This is a genomic window from Aquimarina algiphila, from assembly GCF_007489275.1.
Lineage (GTDB): Bacteria > Bacteroidota > Bacteroidia > Flavobacteriales > Flavobacteriaceae > Aquimarina > Aquimarina algiphila.
In genome coordinates this window covers 118535-132734 of sequence record NZ_VLNR01000002.1, presented here as the reverse complement: position 1 = coordinate 132734, position 14200 = coordinate 118535, and the positions used below count along the sequence as shown (strand labels likewise).

At 36.0% G+C, this 14200-nt stretch carries 25 protein-coding genes and 1 tRNA gene; 9 read left to right on the top strand and 17 right to left on the bottom strand.

Annotated features, from left to right (window positions below):
• Positions 1-12: 12 nt before the first annotated feature.
• The 16 genes from FOF46_RS01415 to FOF46_RS01345 all read right to left on the bottom strand — a co-directional run bounded on the left by FOF46_RS01415 (position 13) and on the right by FOF46_RS01345 (position 6571).
• A complete protein-coding gene (locus tag FOF46_RS01415; protein ID WP_143915241.1) occupies positions 13-210 on the bottom strand; it encodes a hypothetical protein in 198 nt (65 codons plus the stop codon).
• A complete protein-coding gene (locus FOF46_RS01410; RefSeq protein ID WP_143915240.1) occupies positions 207-455 on the bottom strand; it encodes a hypothetical protein in 249 nt (82 codons plus the stop codon). The genes FOF46_RS01415 and FOF46_RS01410 overlap by 4 nt, the downstream gene beginning before the upstream one ends.
• Positions 452-643 (bottom strand): hypothetical protein, encoded by a 192-nt coding sequence (locus FOF46_RS01405; protein WP_143915239.1) that lies wholly within the window; start codon positions 641-643, stop codon positions 452-454. The genes FOF46_RS01410 and FOF46_RS01405 overlap by 4 nt, the downstream gene beginning before the upstream one ends.
• Positions 640-834, bottom strand: a complete 195-nt coding sequence (locus tag FOF46_RS01400) for a hypothetical protein (RefSeq protein ID WP_143915238.1) — start codon at positions 832-834, stop codon at positions 640-642. The genes FOF46_RS01405 and FOF46_RS01400 overlap by 4 nt, the downstream gene beginning before the upstream one ends.
• Positions 809-1216, bottom strand: a complete 408-nt coding sequence (locus FOF46_RS01395; RefSeq protein ID WP_143915237.1) for a DUF2493 domain-containing protein — start codon at positions 1214-1216, stop codon at positions 809-811. Before FOF46_RS01395 ends, FOF46_RS01400 begins: the two co-directional genes overlap by 26 nt.
• Positions 1213-1698 carry a hypothetical protein gene (locus FOF46_RS01390; protein WP_143915236.1) on the bottom strand — a complete coding sequence of 162 codons (486 nt, stop codon included), beginning with the start codon at positions 1696-1698 and terminating at the stop codon, positions 1213-1215. The genes FOF46_RS01395 and FOF46_RS01390 overlap by 4 nt, the downstream gene beginning before the upstream one ends.
• Positions 1699-1702: 4 nt before the next feature.
• Complete coding sequence (locus FOF46_RS01385) at positions 1703-1885, bottom strand: hypothetical protein (RefSeq protein WP_143915235.1); 183 nt, start codon at positions 1883-1885, stop codon at positions 1703-1705.
• Positions 1882-2319 (bottom strand): hypothetical protein, encoded by a 438-nt coding sequence (locus FOF46_RS01380; RefSeq protein ID WP_143915234.1) that lies wholly within the window; start codon positions 2317-2319, stop codon positions 1882-1884. Before FOF46_RS01380 ends, FOF46_RS01385 begins: the two co-directional genes overlap by 4 nt.
• Positions 2300-2551: a hypothetical protein gene (locus tag FOF46_RS01375; protein WP_208746739.1), complete on the bottom strand. Its 252-nt coding sequence runs from the start codon at positions 2549-2551 to the stop codon at positions 2300-2302. The genes FOF46_RS01380 and FOF46_RS01375 overlap by 20 nt, the downstream gene beginning before the upstream one ends.
• Positions 2552-2586: 35 nt before the next feature.
• Positions 2587-2985, bottom strand: coding sequence for a hypothetical protein (locus FOF46_RS01370; protein WP_143915233.1), 399 nt, complete (start codon positions 2983-2985; stop codon positions 2587-2589).
• A gap of 322 nt (positions 2986-3307) precedes the next feature.
• Positions 3308-3736 (bottom strand): hypothetical protein, encoded by a 429-nt coding sequence (locus tag FOF46_RS01365; protein WP_143915232.1) that lies wholly within the window; start codon positions 3734-3736, stop codon positions 3308-3310.
• Positions 3733-3987: a hypothetical protein gene (locus FOF46_RS01360; protein ID WP_143915231.1), complete on the bottom strand. Its 255-nt coding sequence runs from the start codon at positions 3985-3987 to the stop codon at positions 3733-3735. Before FOF46_RS01360 ends, FOF46_RS01365 begins: the two co-directional genes overlap by 4 nt.
• Before the next feature lie 12 nt (positions 3988-3999).
• Positions 4000-4461 carry a hypothetical protein gene (locus FOF46_RS01355; RefSeq protein ID WP_143915230.1) on the bottom strand — a complete coding sequence of 154 codons (462 nt, stop codon included), beginning with the start codon at positions 4459-4461 and terminating at the stop codon, positions 4000-4002.
• 20 nt (positions 4462-4481) lie between these two features.
• Positions 4482-4605: transfer RNA gene (locus FOF46_RS31300), tRNA-OTHER, on the bottom strand.
• A 302-nt stretch (positions 4606-4907) separates the two neighbouring features.
• Positions 4908-5714, bottom strand: coding sequence for a DUF7873 family protein (locus tag FOF46_RS01350; RefSeq protein ID WP_143915229.1), 807 nt, complete (start codon positions 5712-5714; stop codon positions 4908-4910).
• A gap of 218 nt (positions 5715-5932) precedes the next feature.
• Complete coding sequence (locus FOF46_RS01345; protein ID WP_143915228.1) at positions 5933-6571, bottom strand: hypothetical protein; 639 nt, start codon at positions 6569-6571, stop codon at positions 5933-5935.
• 738 nt (positions 6572-7309) lie between these two features.
• Here FOF46_RS01345 and FOF46_RS01340 point away from each other — a divergent pair.
• Genes FOF46_RS01340 through FOF46_RS01320 form a run of 6 tightly spaced genes read left to right on the top strand, consistent with a single transcriptional unit; the run spans position 7310 to position 9216 of the window.
• Positions 7310-7753 (top strand): RusA family crossover junction endodeoxyribonuclease, encoded by a 444-nt coding sequence (locus tag FOF46_RS01340; RefSeq protein ID WP_143915227.1) that lies wholly within the window; start codon positions 7310-7312, stop codon positions 7751-7753.
• A complete protein-coding gene (locus FOF46_RS31295) occupies positions 7750-7890 on the top strand; it encodes a hypothetical protein (protein WP_167571721.1) in 141 nt (46 codons plus the stop codon). Before FOF46_RS01340 ends, FOF46_RS31295 begins: the two co-directional genes overlap by 4 nt.
• Before the next feature lie 32 nt (positions 7891-7922).
• Positions 7923-8126 (top strand): hypothetical protein, encoded by a 204-nt coding sequence (locus tag FOF46_RS01335; protein ID WP_143915226.1) that lies wholly within the window; start codon positions 7923-7925, stop codon positions 8124-8126.
• Positions 8110-8451, top strand: a complete 342-nt coding sequence (locus FOF46_RS01330) for a hypothetical protein (protein WP_143915225.1) — start codon at positions 8110-8112, stop codon at positions 8449-8451. The genes FOF46_RS01335 and FOF46_RS01330 overlap by 17 nt, the downstream gene beginning before the upstream one ends.
• An 11-nt stretch (positions 8452-8462) precedes the next feature.
• Positions 8463-8750, top strand: coding sequence for a co-chaperone GroES (locus tag FOF46_RS01325; RefSeq protein ID WP_143915224.1), 288 nt, complete (start codon positions 8463-8465; stop codon positions 8748-8750).
• Entirely contained in the window at positions 8743-9216 is a 474-nt protein-coding gene (locus FOF46_RS01320) for a replication/maintenance protein RepL (RefSeq protein ID WP_143915223.1), read from the top strand. Before FOF46_RS01325 ends, FOF46_RS01320 begins: the two co-directional genes overlap by 8 nt.
• On the opposite strand, the gene FOF46_RS01315 is transcribed toward FOF46_RS01320, so the two are convergent.
• The gene (locus FOF46_RS01315; protein WP_143915222.1) at positions 9213-9797 is read right to left on the bottom strand and encodes a hypothetical protein; all 585 of its coding nucleotides are present in this window, start codon (positions 9795-9797) and stop codon (positions 9213-9215) included. The genes FOF46_RS01320 and FOF46_RS01315 overlap by 4 nt on opposite strands.
• A gap of 88 nt (positions 9798-9885) precedes the next feature.
• On the opposite strand from FOF46_RS01315, the gene FOF46_RS01310 reads away from it, so the two are divergent.
• The 3 genes from FOF46_RS01310 to FOF46_RS01300 are packed head-to-tail and all read left to right on the top strand — an operon-like array spanning position 9886 to position 14194.
• Positions 9886-10419, top strand: coding sequence for a hypothetical protein (locus tag FOF46_RS01310; protein WP_143915221.1), 534 nt, complete (start codon positions 9886-9888; stop codon positions 10417-10419).
• Positions 10419-14009, top strand: coding sequence for a DUF2793 domain-containing protein (locus FOF46_RS01305; protein WP_143915220.1), 3591 nt, complete (start codon positions 10419-10421; stop codon positions 14007-14009). Before FOF46_RS01310 ends, FOF46_RS01305 begins: the two co-directional genes overlap by 1 nt.
• A complete protein-coding gene (locus FOF46_RS01300) occupies positions 14009-14194 on the top strand; it encodes a hypothetical protein (protein WP_143915219.1) in 186 nt (61 codons plus the stop codon). Before FOF46_RS01305 ends, FOF46_RS01300 begins: the two co-directional genes overlap by 1 nt.
• Positions 14195-14200: the final 6 nt, after the last annotated feature.

The window sequence follows — 14200 nt, the reverse complement described above, 5'->3', positions numbered from 1 at the left end:
TATTAAATATAGCTATTTAGTTTTATCTTTAGTATCATAGAGTAGGTCTTTTATGATTATATCTCTGTATAGTAATTTCTCGATAAGCCATTTTTCTAGGGGTGATAGGTCGCTTGTTGATCTTGGTGGTAGTTGATTTTGGTGTGCGTATTCTTTAAGGGTTTTTACTGCAAATTCTGCTAATGAGTTGGTTGGTGGTTTATTTTTCATTTATTGTGTATTTCACCGTCTCTATCGGGTTTAATTTCGGGGTAATTATTTGCTGTATGTTTTAGAGTTAGTCTCCATAGTTCCGAGGCTTTTTTGTGTGTTTCTTCGGGGTAATGGTATATCTCTTCATTATCTTTTAGGACTAGGGTTTTTGGACTATGAAGGAACAGGTTTTTAAGTTGTGTTTGATAGTTTTTTATGACAGGATCATTAAAATACTTTTCAATTTGTTCTTTTCGTGTCATTTTGTTTTTGATTTCATTTTTGATAGGATTTCTTCAAGGACTATGACGAACATATCATCGTTTAGTGTTCCACTTGCTTGTATCTCCATTTCTTCGGGTTCTAGGGTAAGTAAGGCATATGGGAGTTTTCCTTTTTTCATAATGCTTCTTACTTCGTCGGTAAGTTTTTCTACTTCTTCTTTTATCATAGGTCGTATGGGCTTTTTTTGGTTTTCTTTACTTTTACGTCTAGTTTTTCAATGGCTATTTTAAGGTTTTTAGCGTACCATTGTGCGAGTTCTGGAGATTCTACGGGTTGCAGGAAAAAGGTTTGGTTATGGATAGTAAACCAAGCTTGATCTCCTTCAAATCCTTTATGTGTTCCTATGGTGACTTTCATGTTTGGTATATGTAATGACTCTGGTTTTAAGGTTTAGTTTTTTTGCTTGGTCGATCATATTTTTAGTTCCTTTTGATTGACCATCCCAAAAGGCGATAAGTGCATCGGCATATTGAGCCATTTGTTTATTTCGTATTGCTCCGGCTGCTAGTCCTAAGTTGTCCCAATCTGCGGGGAATTCTACGATGATGTGTCCTTTTTCTTCTGCATATTTTTCTCCGTAGTAGTCTGCTCCGTAGTAGTGTTTTGTTTTTTTGTCGTAGGATTTTTGTTTACCTGTGACGATTTTTATTTTGGTTAGTTTTTTTAGTATTTCGTCACATTTTTTTTTCAAAAATTGGTAGTCGTCAAAATCTCGTCCTCCGGCAATAATGACTTTCATTTTTTCATTGCTTCAATAGAGTTTTTTATATGGCTTTTTATCCAATCTTCGGAAACTGGTTGTATAGGTATACTTTCGGCTGTTCCTTCGTATAATATTTCGAGTTGTTCTTTTTGTTCTATCATTATGGTTTTAATGGTATTTTGGTATTCTTTTGAAGTTCCTTTAAATAGGTTTAGTAGAATTAGTGTTACATCATTTTCAAACTCTTCGGGTACAGAGAAGAACCAGTATGCGAATGTTTTATCGAAGGGGTCGTCATAGTCATAGAGGTAGTTAGGGTGTTTTTTTATGGCTCTATTTTCTATTTTATAAGCTTTTCTATTACCGCCTCCTGTTCTAGTCATAAGGACTATTTTTTTTTCTTCGGTAAGAAAGCTATTTCTAAACCTTGGATATTCTTTTCTAGGGTGTTTTCCTAATAATGGCAGAACGTGGCAAGTTTCTGGTCTGGTAGGGTTTAAGAGGTTATATATACTCATTTCTTTATTTTTTCAGGTTATTTAAAAAGTCGTTCATTTTTTTAGAGCATAGTTTTTTACTTTTCTTGGATATCCAAGTGTTAGGTTCTATTTCTGTAAAGGAATGAATACCGGATTTACTCCAATGTAACGAGAGGGTATTATCTTTATATTCTACGTTTGTTATTCTATCAGTTATTATGGTCATTTCTTTATTTTTTTCATTTTTATTCTGACATAAATAGATAGGGACAGGACAAAGATCATAAAGAGGGAAAAATCATAAGTTCGCAGTATAGCAATTGTTTTGGTAGGGACTGCTTTAAAGAACAATAGGTCTAGGGTAAGAGCGAGGTCTATGATAATAAATAGTCCTACGCCTATAAAGAATTTTATCAGAACTTCTTTTAGTAGACTCCCTCGTTTCATAGAGGTATTTATGATGGTATTTGCTTTTTCTATAGCGATCTCGTAGGTATCTTCTAGGTAGTGCATATATTCCTGTGAGTTTTTTATTCGATCTGCTGTTTGTTCTATTCCTGATATGAGTTCTTGTCCTTGCATTATTTCTTGTACGAGGTAGTCTAGTAGTAGCGATGGCGGGGTTTTTTTATACAGTTCTCTAATCTCTTGTTCGTTCATGCTTTCCAAACATTATAGTTGAGTTTATCATTCTTTTTTCAAATTCTTTGGCGGTGATATATTCCTCAAAAAAGGAGTAATCAAAGTTTGTTCTATCCCACCCGTCGGGATCGTATATAATAATGGTTGTTGTCTCTTCTTGGGCTTTTATATGCCACCCTTGAGAGGTTCTTTTTATGTATTCGGGCTGCCCTCTGATCCACTGGCTAAATTGTTGTATGGTTTGATTCATTTTAAAATACTATATTTGAGATGAGAATTTTACGTCTAAATTTTCACGTTTGACCGATTGGACAAAGGTAAAGTGGTGTCCGGTCGGTCTTTTTTTTTGGGTATTAAGTGTTCTGGTTCTACTACTGTTTTCATTCCATCTGCTGTAATTATAGTTTCTATATTTTCTTTTGGTGTTTGGTATTTTTCTATAAGTTCGGCTTCGTGTTTTAGTGCTTCGGGCAGCATATTTTCTCTTAGGAGTTTTACGATTATTTCGCCTGTTATTCTGTAGCCGATAACTTCTACTGTAGTACCTGGGCAGGTAAGCGCGTAAGGTGCGTCATTACTGATAATGTATTCACCAAAAGGGCATTTTTCGTATAATTGTTGGATAATTTTTGGTCTAGAATCGTACCATTCTTTTAGCACGGGATCTGTTTCTAATTGTTTCATATTTTTGGTTTATTATTTCATTTTATAAAACAGCAATAATACTGTAACTAAGGCATTGATAAATCCAACGGTAAAAACTAAGAATGAAAAGCCATGTATATACATATAACCAATACAAGCAAGTACTATAGCAATGCTTAGTACGATTTGTATAACTTGGTCTTTTCTTAGTTTCATTTTGCATTGAATTCGTGAAATTTATTACAATGACCGCAGTATTTTTCTTTTACGTCCATATGGTTATAACTGGTTTTACCACAGGTATAGCAGTGTATAGAATGGGGGTAAAATTTATCGTTAATCACATAGGTTGGTTTCTTCTTCATCTGTACCGGATTATATACGTGCCGTTTTTGCGCTTTGTGATTTTAGTAATCTTTACGGGTATACTAAAACCGTTTCCATCAGAAACATTGATTTTTTCGCCAATGGTTTTAAATGCTCCTATATGCGACATTTCCGACGCTGTAAAAACAAGTTTGTTTTTATTCCAGTGATATAGATACAGAAGGGAGAATATTACACCGTAATAAATTGCAACTCCTACATATAGGGATAAAGTGGAGATGTGTAATAGGAAAAGTGCGCTTTTATCAAAAAATGCCATGACTAAAAAAATAAAAGCAAGAATCAAGGATGAAAAGAGTAGGTATACAAAAAGATAACTTACAATCAGTCCGTTTTTATACGTTAAGAATCGATGTTTCTTTCTTGGTTTATAGAGGCTCGGTGTTTCAAATAAATTAATCATAATCCAAACATTTTAGGGAATTTGTCTACTAATATTTTATTAGGTCTTTTTACAAACCTGTTTTTTTGTTTTGGGTCTTGTGTGATCTTATAGGCTTTCTCTAGTTCCCACATTCCTGTAGGATACCGATGTGTATATTTTGTATACGTTGGCATAGATGTTCTTCCTCTTTTGGTTAGTAGGTCGTAATATCTTGAGCCTGTGAAAAAGCTTGTTTCATATTCTTGCAAAAATTCATCTTCTTCTTTCATTTTTTATACGGTTTATTCTACCACCAATTCCACCCCTTCGGCATAATTAAAGGCAATGTCTTCGGCAATATGTTTCTGAAAATATATATTAAACTGTTCTTCTGAAAAAACAGGGTATTTTCCCTTTGGGTTATTTTTGTCTGGAAACAAAAAATTCCACCCTGCTAATCTAAGTGTTTTATCTTTAACCCTAATAGTATAGCACTTTCTATGGGTACTGTTCTTAAACCACTCTTTTAGTTTTTTCGGATCATAGGTAATATTTTTGGTGATCTCTAAAGTATCTAAAACACGACCTCTATAGTCTTCTTTTAAAAGTAATTCTGATTCCCTAACGGTACAGGCTAAAACTTTTTTGTAATCATAGATAAATGCGGGCGAATTTAAGTTTCGGTTTAAGTGTATTTTATCCGTGCGCAGTGTCTTTTTAAAAAAAGATAACAAGGTTTTATTTCTAGTGTTTTTATCTTCCATATTGATCTATATTACTTTAGTGGCAGGAACAGGACTCGAACCTGTAATCCTCTTGTCTATGTTTGAACTCGGTCTATAAGACAGTAACGAGGAAGGAAATTGAATCAAATATCAATGTGTGTCTACCAGTTCCACCATCCCGCCATATGTTTAATATACCCCCCAGAGATCAATTTCCTTCTGGTCTGGGGGGTTTTTGTGTGATTCTACATTTAATTAGCCTATGTCTTACACCAAGTACCAAATGTTCTACCAACTGAACTAACCGCCCTTTCTAGGGTAATCTTGGAGGGCGGTACGGGACTCGAACCCGTGACCGTTTGTTGTAGTATGCTAATTAGTATTATCACCATTAAGACTATAGGTAAAGCTATGACACAACACAGAAAAATAACCGAGTATTCTTGCTAAAGTTGAAGTTAAAGCTATCGCTGTAGTCATTATCTTTAATTACCGTAAAACAAATAATTAAATATTCTTTTCCCTGTTAGTTCCGATTCTTCTACAGGGCAGTCATTTGCCTCTTTCAATGCCTTGGTTATCGCAGTAGCAAGGGTGTTCCTTCTTAGTAACATCATTGCTCGTTCTCTATGGGAAATTTCGCCAGAAAATTTTTGGTGCGAATAATCTCCTAATTCAAGGATTTCGTCTTTAGTAACCACAGGGGCTTGATAATTTACAGGCAATTCTTTTCCTTGTAAGTTGGGGTCTAAAGGGATAAAAGGCGTTTTTACCGTTGACTTATTTACTCCAGTAGTTAAGGCTGTTTCGTAGATATCCCGTCCGGTATGTTCTTCATTCTCGGACTTGTTCCAATATTCAGAGTCCGAACGTACCGGAATTGACTCTATCATAGTGCTTAATTTTCCTAACTCCGTACCTTCAACAAGGGAACGTAACCGCAATAATTCTAACACGGTAAACTCTCCCCAAGAGTCCCCCTCAATAATTAATTCGGCTTTTACTGTTCCCCCTGCATTGGTGCGTTCTTGCGAGAATAAAGCATCTATAAAATCGCCTGTATTCTCTATAAAATAATCGAGTTTTTCTTTAACCGTAGTGGTTACTCGTTTGTTGTTTCGTTTACTAGGTACGTCCATTGTCCCGTCTTTTGGGGTGTAGGTCGATTTTTCTCCAGTAAATGCCCCTTGTTTATTAGAAAAAAACTTATTGTAATCATTAACCATTGCTTTGTACTGGAATCGTAAGTGATCCGTTAAGCCTAAAAGTGTGTTTAGTTTTTTTTGTTTCATAATTTTTGAGTTTTATTTTATAACGGGAACAGGTCTTATGGTTACCTTACAATAACCATCTGCTCCCCAAGACATATCCTGTTCCCGTTGTGATCTATGTAATAATGTTGTATTTTTTCAGGACAAGGCTCTTTGCCGTTTTTGGTTAAGAACTTGTAATAGTCCTCGTAAATATCGATACGTATCGGTTCTAATATGTTGATAGCCTTATCCATCGTTTAGGCTACTATTTCAACAAAAGGCTTACAATGATTAATGATTCGTTTTATATCTACGATACAGTCTAAAAGATCATGGTTTGCTTTTTCTTGAACTTCTTTTTCTATTTTTATTTTAAGAAACATAAGTTCTGAAATATGATGCATGGTATTAGCCGTTTGGTATTCCTTACCTTTCGAGTTGTCTTGCATCCCCGCAATGATATCATCCTCATGTTCGGCTATCGTTTTTAAAAGAAACTTACGTTCTTCCTCTTTGTATCGATTGGTGTTTTGTAGTTCTTCAAAATCAACATTGAAAATTTCCGTAACCGTGGCTTTCACTGCATCCATTACCTCTTCGGGAATATCTATGTCGGTAAGATCAATAACCTTAATTCGAGGTCGGTTCGCTTTCCCTTCGTTCTCACATCGATCTATGCAGTCGTCTATTTCTTCCTGTGTTGGTTTGTAGTCTTTTAAATGTTCTATAACTCTCGATTTTACTTCGTTTTTACTTATTCCAAAATCAAAATGGTCAGAAATTTTATCAGCAAAAAAAAGCAAAGGTAAATTCATTTTTGAATGGTACACATTACATATCCACAAGTCCTTTACTGTGTTTTCTAATTGTTCAATTGGGAATTTTTGTTTTTTCATTGTCGCTATTGGTTTTAGCTTGCCACTCTTCAAGGAGTAAAGGTTTTACAGAGTACAACATTTTGTTGAAGCTTGGTAAATGGTTATAAAAATCGGTTTCGTTTTGAATATCGTTATTGAATAGAGTTCTTCTAAACGCAACAAGTCTTGTAGTACGATACGCAAACCAACGCAAAGCAAGGGTAAATGATAGGTTTAAGGCTATGAAAATAATGAAAACAAGAAAAGAAAAAGAATGATCCAAAAAACAAAGTATCACTAGAACAGTAATGAAAGTAATTAGTTTAAAGGCATTTAGCGGTTTCATGTAGAGTCGTCAATAAATTTCGAGTCTAAGATATATAAAATTTTCTTAATTAAAATAATGTTTTTTTATGTTAAAATTATAAACTGCTGATATTCAAATAAATATAATGAAAAAAAAATTATAGCATATAAAAACAAAAAAAAAGTCAAATAAATTTGTCTATATGGGTTTTTTTTGACTTAAATAATTCATTTACAATATTTTGTAAAATAGTTAATGGATAATACATCCACTTAAAGTGGATATATTATCCACTTTAAGTGGATAAAATGTATCTTTTTTGTATATTTGTACTGGTGTAAGTATGTTTAAAGCAAATTTATTTTGTTAAAATTTAAAAAAAACAGAGTGGTTTCTGTGTAGGTTAGCTAATGACCTAAAGTCTTGAATTTCATAAACCCTCTTTATCGGGGGTTTATTTTTTTATATATATGAGCGAAATATCTTTTAAAATTCTAGGAACTCCACAAGCAAAACAATCGGCACGATTTAGAATTGCCAAAGGGAGAAATGGAAAAAGTTTTGTGTCCTCATATCAAAAAAAAGAAGTGGTGCAAAATGAAAGGAATATTGCATACGACGTGAAATCTCAACTACCTCTAAACCACATTCCTTATGACAACGCAATTGGGGTAAAAGTAACGTTTGTATTCCCTCCCCTGAAATCATGGACAAAGAAAAAACTAGCATTCTTAAAAGAGGGCGGGATTATTTATAAAATAACAAAACCAGACCTTACCGATAATCTAATGAAAGGGCTGTTTGATGCTATGGGTGGGATCGTTTTTACGGATGATGCCAGAATATGCAAAGTGAGTAGTACTAAAATATACGGGCTTGTTCCCCGAACTGAAGTAACGATAAATGTGTTATGAGAGAAAAGTATAAAACATTGTGCTGTGAAGCCGAATACATAAAAAAAGCCAGATCACATTACGTATGTGAACAATGTAAGGATGATGTAACGATTGATTTAATGATGATGCACACTTATGATCCTAAAGAAAACTAAAACCCCCTTTATCCATAACATAAATAAAAAACATGACAATAGTATTTAAAAATCGGGATCGCGTAGAAATCAGTGTAGCTATTGCGAAAATTTTAAAAGAAAAAATAATAAAAGGTGAGGCTAAAACATTCCAGATATTTTCCGACGAAAACGACAATCCAATCTTTTTTATTAACCTATCTGAAATCGCATACATAGCGGCTTCCAAAACAGAAGAAAATGAAAATAAGCTTTGATTACGATAGCGTTTTAGAATACGAAGAAATGCAAGACTTGGCAAAGAAACATATCGACCTTGGAAGCGAAGTTTGGATAACCACCTCAAGAACCTTGAGGCGTAATGCCGTCCATATCGTACACGAAGATTTACTAAATGTAGCAAGAGAACTAGGAATAGAAAAAAATATTCAGTTTACCAACTACGAAGCAAAAAGCGGGTATTTATCGGGCTTTGATATCCATATCGATGATGACAAAACTGAAGTAGACCAAATCAATGAATCGCAAGGCAAATGTATAGGTGTTCACTACGAAAGGAGGCTTATCAGTAGGCGGTTATAAATAAACAAGCCATGACAGAGAAAAAAGAAATAGTAACCCTAAGAGATATTGTACTGGTGGAACTAGCCCCAATGGAAAACAAAACAAAAGGCGGTATCATAATTCCTATTTCTGGCAGAAAAATAAAATCGGGAACAGTTAAAGTCGTTGGGAAAGGAACGCCATTTTATACCATGAAGTTGAAAGTAGGTGAAAAAGTACGCTTCTATGAAGGATCGGGAATACCCGTTATTAAAGACAGCAAACAACACCTGTTATTAAAAGAAATGCAATGTTTTGCGGTTGAAGAAGATGAATAAATCAACCTCTCTAATACGGTATTTATCCTACGATAAAGAACTTTCAAAAGAAAGACGTATTGGAATGGTATCATGGTTTGTTTTTCAGGCACAAAAAGACCACGTAAAAACCTACGAGTCTGCGGTTACAATACTGCTCGATCTTAGCAGAGGCGCAAGAAGTGTATTAGATTTTTGTCTCGAAAATATGGATAGAAATAACTACGTTTCAAACAATGCTTTGTTTAAGAAAAACATGAATAAAGCGGCTGCCTATAGTAAGCGTTCGTTTTCAGATAACACCATAAATAAAGCCTTTATAGAACTCGCAAAACACGACCTTGTAAGCAAAACAAAACGTGGGGTGTATAGAATAAATCCCGTCTATTTCTGTAAAACAACGGAAGAGGATCGCGCTACAATGATCCGTGAAGAAAAAGAAAAACCCTATCAAAAATTGGTTGACAACTACCGCAGTAAACGCTAGTCCTCTTCTATCTTAAAACGCAAACCATCTTGAGTTGCTAGTTTTTTAATCATCTTTTGCATCTTGAGCGTTCTTTGAATGTTCGGTTTTTCAGCCATTAAAGGACTGTAGAGTTTTCCTAGTGGTAGCTTTTTCTCTCCAGATAAATACTGATAGAAGTCTGTAACAATCTGTTTTCCCCGACGGGTTAAACAATAAATAGTCATGCCCTGACCCTTCTTTTTTCGGTTTTCAAACTTCTCTACAAAACCGTCTTGAGTCATCTCTTTAATACGCCTCATATTATAGGGCGCAGGGAATTCTACAAAGTCATAGTAAGTGAAAAATTGTTTAGGAAACAGGTAAAGTAAAAACTCTAAACGCCTCCAACTAATATTATACTTCTTTTGGAGGTGTATACGAACCACAAGAAGATATTCTAAAAAATTATAATGATCGTTCAAATGAAAGACAGAATGGTTGTATTTCCTTTTGTGCGGGTTTCTTCCCAAGTATATACCACGCTTCTTTAACGCCTCTTGTGTGTCAGGGTGAACCCGAATAGGGAACGGTTCTTTAGTATCCTTTTTTATGTTATCCATCTCACAAAACTACAAATTGTTTATTATAAATAAAAACTATAACTTTGTTTATCTCCATAGATTTTATTAATAATAAGTTTTCTTTATCATGAAAAGAGTATACATTGATAATAATTATCTAGTGGTTCAAAATGAAGATTTTAGCTATGATTTTATGAAGCCTGCTAGAGACGTAACCGCATCGGTTGGAGATGGTTTTCTAGTATTAAAATACAACGATAACGCTTACAGTTACTATCGAATAGCAGTCAATCTTACCGCAGACGCACTTAACGTACCCTATACAGAAGACACCTTACGAGCTATGATGTTCTCAAGCACAGGTTCGGTAGGCGGTGGCGGTGGCGGTGGCGGTGGTGATGCTTCGGAAGCAAAACAAAACGAAATGATTGCCTTGCTACGAACCCTAACCCTTAGAACAAGCATTATTGACTTACTAAGAAGTCAAGATGATTATATCCCCACAATCGCATGGTTAGACATAGGCACAGAAGACCAACGACCAAGCACAATCACCCATTCCTCGGCAACATTAGGCGCAGGGGCAACTATAGTGGAAACTATTGTTTGGGCGGGCAGTGCCGGAAACTTTTACCCTGTTAACCCCGGACAACTTTCATAATGGGAAAAAAAAAGAAAATACAGTACAATGCCCTGCTATCCAAAGGATTTCAGGACATTTTCGACAGAGAAACAGTCGAAGTAATTAGTGTTAGTGCTACAGATTTACGTTCTGGAACATACGACCTAAAAGGGATATCGGGCGTAGTTGCCTTAACACTAAATGATGAGTCCGAAGGATTTTGGCATTTTACCAATTCAGATAGTAGTATTGAAACTTTAGCAAACAACATTGTTACTATTGGTGATGCTACGAGCGAATTTCAAACCCCACAAAACAAAGGGACATATACCACAGGGGCGTTAGAAATTGATATTAGTAATGCTATTCTACAAATAAATCAAGTCGCGACCAATAGATACGATGTAGTAGTAAGTCAATCTATCGGACAAACCATTGTTGATAACAGGGAACAACAGAACTACGAAAAAGTTGTTGATGTATCGCTAGTAACACCTCCAACAACCCCTGTAACAGACGGGCGTTATATTGTTGCAGGGCTTGGCGGTTTAGCAACAGGCGCATGGGTAGGACAAGAAAATAACTTTGCTCGGTGGGACTCTGCATCATACGTTTTTGTTACCGCAGTAAATGGGGATATGGTCTATTCCGCAAACCAAAGAGCGCACTACATTTTCAAGGATGGGGCTTGGGAACATATGGAAACTAACCTAAGTGAAAATATAACGCAAGTCGCGCATGGGTTTACCGCTACTGATCTTTATGCCCCCTTATACTTACAAAGTTCAGGGACTTGGACACAGGCAAACGCCTCAAATGAATCTACTTTAGCCGACGGGGTTATCACCAAAATTACAAATGCGGACAACTTTACAATTACCTATAGCGGAGAAATACACGCCCTTTCTCATGGGGTTGCACTAGGGTATCACTGGTTAGGAAATACAGACGGATCGACAACAACAACCTATCCAACCACAGGGATTAATCAAATGATTTATAAGGCTGTTAGTGATGATGCCCTTATAATTTATAATAGTAATTATAATCTAGTAAATGCTTTAGGCTTTAATCCTGACTTTGCAACACTAACCAATTTAGGAGGCTCAAATACAGGGTGGTACAATTTAATTACTTGGTCTGCGGTAACTGCGCCAGATGTTTCCCATATTGACTTAGATTTATTTCTAACGAGTCCTACAACTAACGCTGTGATTACTTTCTCTGTTTTAGGAACAGTCATAAGAGGTGTAGACGATCCTAATAGTAATGATTCTATAACATTGAGTCAGGTTATAGAAGAGGGTAATGTATCTCTGGCAGATACGCAGTTTAGATTTGTTAGAGCAGATCAGACAGATGTGAACTCTGCTTTAATGTTTCAAATGAATTTTGATTCAGGGAGAACTTGGAACGGCACTATGTCTTCTAACCTTCTTGTTAATTATGAAGCGGGTACAGTATTTGGAGCAGGAACTTTACATACCGACACCGCTAATCAAGAAATAGTGGTATCAATAGATACGGTAAACTGGAGAGATCAAGGTGTAATCCAAGGTTCTACAGGAGGTATAGCAACAAAAAGTATCGGTGCGCACGCTAATGAAATCGCATGGATTGATTTTGAAAATGAAACAGTAGACCTACACGCAGAAGCAACAGTAATAGGTAGATTTTCTAAAATAGGAACTAGACTAAGTGCGGGGGAATATGGCTCATGGACTGCGCCTACTTCTACAGATTGGCTTTTTGATGCCACCTATTGGACAAACTTGATAGCAGAAAAAAGGCTTACCTCTGATGATACCACATTAAACCCAAGCTCTAGTATTACGTTAAGTGCTATAGATAATGGCGGCACAAATGTAGCAACCATGACAGGGTTTGATGCTGCGCATAGAGGGCTAAGATTTACTACAAGTTCGGGAACTCGTGGTTTGGCGATTACATTTGCTAATTGTTTATTCCAACGGATTCAATTTACTATGACCTTTGGGACGGCAACCTCTTCAGGGGGTACGACTCAAGATTATGAGATAGTAGACACAAACAACAATCAATTAATGTCTTTTGATATCCCCGCATCTAATAACGATGTAGGAGATGTAAATACGTTTGTCTTTGAGTTTACCTCTGGTAATGGTGATACGCAAGTAATTTTAAGAAAAAGGTCTACGGGTACGTCTCAAACTGTTTATTTGTTTAACTACAGTCTGACAGTTTTTGTAGATGAGCCTGCGTTAGAAGCAAACACCGTGCTACAGCTAGATAGTCCTATGCGTGGATTCTTACCCCCTCGTATAATTCCAACAACTAGCGCAAACCACCCAGAGGGTACAATTGCTTTAAATGGGTTAGCGGATAATAGACCCATAATTTATGACGGTGAAGATTGGGCGTATTTCAATACTACCCGTATTAACTTTAGTTCTGTAGACACAGGACAATTCTTTTTTGCAGAAGGAAATACCCTTGCTGACTCTGGATGGACAGGCTCTAATATGGTAAGATGGGTAAATACTCTTAACCACCAAGGATTTCCAGAAGTTATCAGAATAACTCAAACAGGAGGTACAGTAACCGCAAAAGCACCTAATAATACACAAGCACTGTGGGACACTGCCAGAGCCAACGGTTTTCGTGTTGACTTTAGGATGATGTTTGGTGCTACTCATGACGGGCAAATATGGGCTGATATTGAGCCTAATAATACTTCTTGGGGTAGTAATGGACGTTTTGAGTTTAATGTTACCGTTACTACAGGTCAACTACAGATCACTATGATTAATACTGGAGGTAACACAACATTTGATATTGATAGAGATGTAATGCATACAATAAGTATGATTTGCCCACCTAATAGTGATGTAGCAGAGATACACTTAGAAGGTAGTAAAATAGGTGAAGTTACTTATGGTGGTGGTGGTACTACAGATAGAGGAACTTTCTTTTATATACCGCCCGGAAACGCTGTTAATGATATGTCGATACAGTCAGTAACAATGTACACAATGGATACATCCGATCTCGATGTTACTCTGGACAAAAAAGCGATTACTACTGGTTTACGCTACAATGTTCCTAATGTCAATTCTGCAATAATATTGCGTGTTCCCAAAGGCTTATATGATTTCGGAAACACCTTTACTATTGTAAACGGCTCTACAGAACCATGTATCGTAAAAGGGCTAGACGACGACCATCAATTATTTGGTGGTGTAAGTGAATACGAAGTGCTTCCTCAAAAAGAAGTCACATTTACTGAAACCGGATTCCCTAGAGGTAACGTTTGGGCGGTTGAAGGAGGAAAAACGGTAATTAACCATGACGATAATACCTCTACGGGTAACACCCTAATATTAACTATAGATGGATCGGGTAATATAACGGGTAGACACGGTACTTATTTAGGTGCTGTTACTACGACCAGAGTTACTACAGGTCAGTATTCAATTAATGCGGGAACTGTTTTATTTGACGATGCTACTTCTGTAATAGCAACACCTAAACATACTGCGGGGCAACAAATGACTTGTAACTATGGTGTTAGTATAGGGAATATTATTGTAGATGTATTACAAGCGGGTACAGCAGTTAATGACGGCTTTTCTGTAGAAATATACTGGTAATGAAAAACGACCCTAATCATATCATTACTTACGCCTTTTTAGGATGCATCATTGTAGGGGTACTCTTGGCTTTTATAGGAGGGATTACACATGATGGGATGCCAGAAAATGACAAACTAAGAATTGACTACCTAATCACTACAATGCTTGGGTATTTGATCGGAAAAAATGCAAATGAAAAATAAAAAATT

Coding starts and splice junctions, on each gene's coding strand:
- FOF46_RS01335 (WP_143915226.1), top strand. CDS start 7,923: ATGACAATAGTATTTAAAAATCGGGATCGCGTAGAAATCAGTGTAGCT.
- FOF46_RS01365 (WP_143915232.1), bottom strand. CDS start 3,736: ATGATTAATTTATTTGAAACACCGAGCCTCTATAAACCAAGAAAGAAA.
- FOF46_RS01390 (WP_143915236.1), bottom strand. CDS start 1,698: ATGAGTATATATAACCTCTTAAACCCTACCAGACCAGAAACTTGCCAC.
- FOF46_RS01370 (WP_143915233.1), bottom strand. CDS start 2,985: ATGAAACAATTAGAAACAGATCCCGTGCTAAAAGAATGGTACGATTCT.
- FOF46_RS31295 (WP_167571721.1), top strand. CDS start 7,750: ATGAGAGAAAAGTATAAAACATTGTGCTGTGAAGCCGAATACATAAAA.
- FOF46_RS01340 (WP_143915227.1), top strand. CDS start 7,310: ATGAGCGAAATATCTTTTAAAATTCTAGGAACTCCACAAGCAAAACAA.
- FOF46_RS01305 (WP_143915220.1), top strand. CDS start 10,419: ATGGGAAAAAAAAAGAAAATACAGTACAATGCCCTGCTATCCAAAGGA.
- FOF46_RS01355 (WP_143915230.1), bottom strand. CDS start 4,461: ATGGAAGATAAAAACACTAGAAATAAAACCTTGTTATCTTTTTTTAAA.
- FOF46_RS01350 (WP_143915229.1), bottom strand. CDS start 5,714: ATGAAACAAAAAAAACTAAACACACTTTTAGGCTTAACGGATCACTTA.
- FOF46_RS01385 (WP_143915235.1), bottom strand. CDS start 1,885: ATGACCATAATAACTGATAGAATAACAAACGTAGAATATAAAGATAAT.
- FOF46_RS01330 (WP_143915225.1), top strand. CDS start 8,110: ATGAAAATAAGCTTTGATTACGATAGCGTTTTAGAATACGAAGAAATG.
- FOF46_RS01300 (WP_143915219.1), top strand. CDS start 14,009: ATGAAAAACGACCCTAATCATATCATTACTTACGCCTTTTTAGGATGC.
- FOF46_RS01325 (WP_143915224.1), top strand. CDS start 8,463: ATGACAGAGAAAAAAGAAATAGTAACCCTAAGAGATATTGTACTGGTG.
- FOF46_RS01380 (WP_143915234.1), bottom strand. CDS start 2,319: ATGAACGAACAAGAGATTAGAGAACTGTATAAAAAAACCCCGCCATCG.
- FOF46_RS01415 (WP_143915241.1), bottom strand. CDS start 210: ATGAAAAATAAACCACCAACCAACTCATTAGCAGAATTTGCAGTAAAA.
- FOF46_RS01320 (WP_143915223.1), top strand. CDS start 8,743: ATGAATAAATCAACCTCTCTAATACGGTATTTATCCTACGATAAAGAA.
- FOF46_RS01410 (WP_143915240.1), bottom strand. CDS start 455: ATGACACGAAAAGAACAAATTGAAAAGTATTTTAATGATCCTGTCATA.
- FOF46_RS01345 (WP_143915228.1), bottom strand. CDS start 6,571: ATGAAAAAACAAAAATTCCCAATTGAACAATTAGAAAACACAGTAAAG.
- FOF46_RS01400 (WP_143915238.1), bottom strand. CDS start 834: ATGAAAGTCACCATAGGAACACATAAAGGATTTGAAGGAGATCAAGCT.
- FOF46_RS01315 (WP_143915222.1), bottom strand. CDS start 9,797: ATGGATAACATAAAAAAGGATACTAAAGAACCGTTCCCTATTCGGGTT.
- FOF46_RS01360 (WP_143915231.1), bottom strand. CDS start 3,987: ATGAAAGAAGAAGATGAATTTTTGCAAGAATATGAAACAAGCTTTTTC.
- FOF46_RS01405 (WP_143915239.1), bottom strand. CDS start 643: ATGATAAAAGAAGAAGTAGAAAAACTTACCGACGAAGTAAGAAGCATT.
- FOF46_RS01375 (WP_208746739.1), bottom strand. CDS start 2,551: ATGAATCAAACCATACAACAATTTAGCCAGTGGATCAGAGGGCAGCCC.
- FOF46_RS01395 (WP_143915237.1), bottom strand. CDS start 1,216: ATGAAAGTCATTATTGCCGGAGGACGAGATTTTGACGACTACCAATTT.
- FOF46_RS01310 (WP_143915221.1), top strand. CDS start 9,886: ATGAAAAGAGTATACATTGATAATAATTATCTAGTGGTTCAAAATGAA.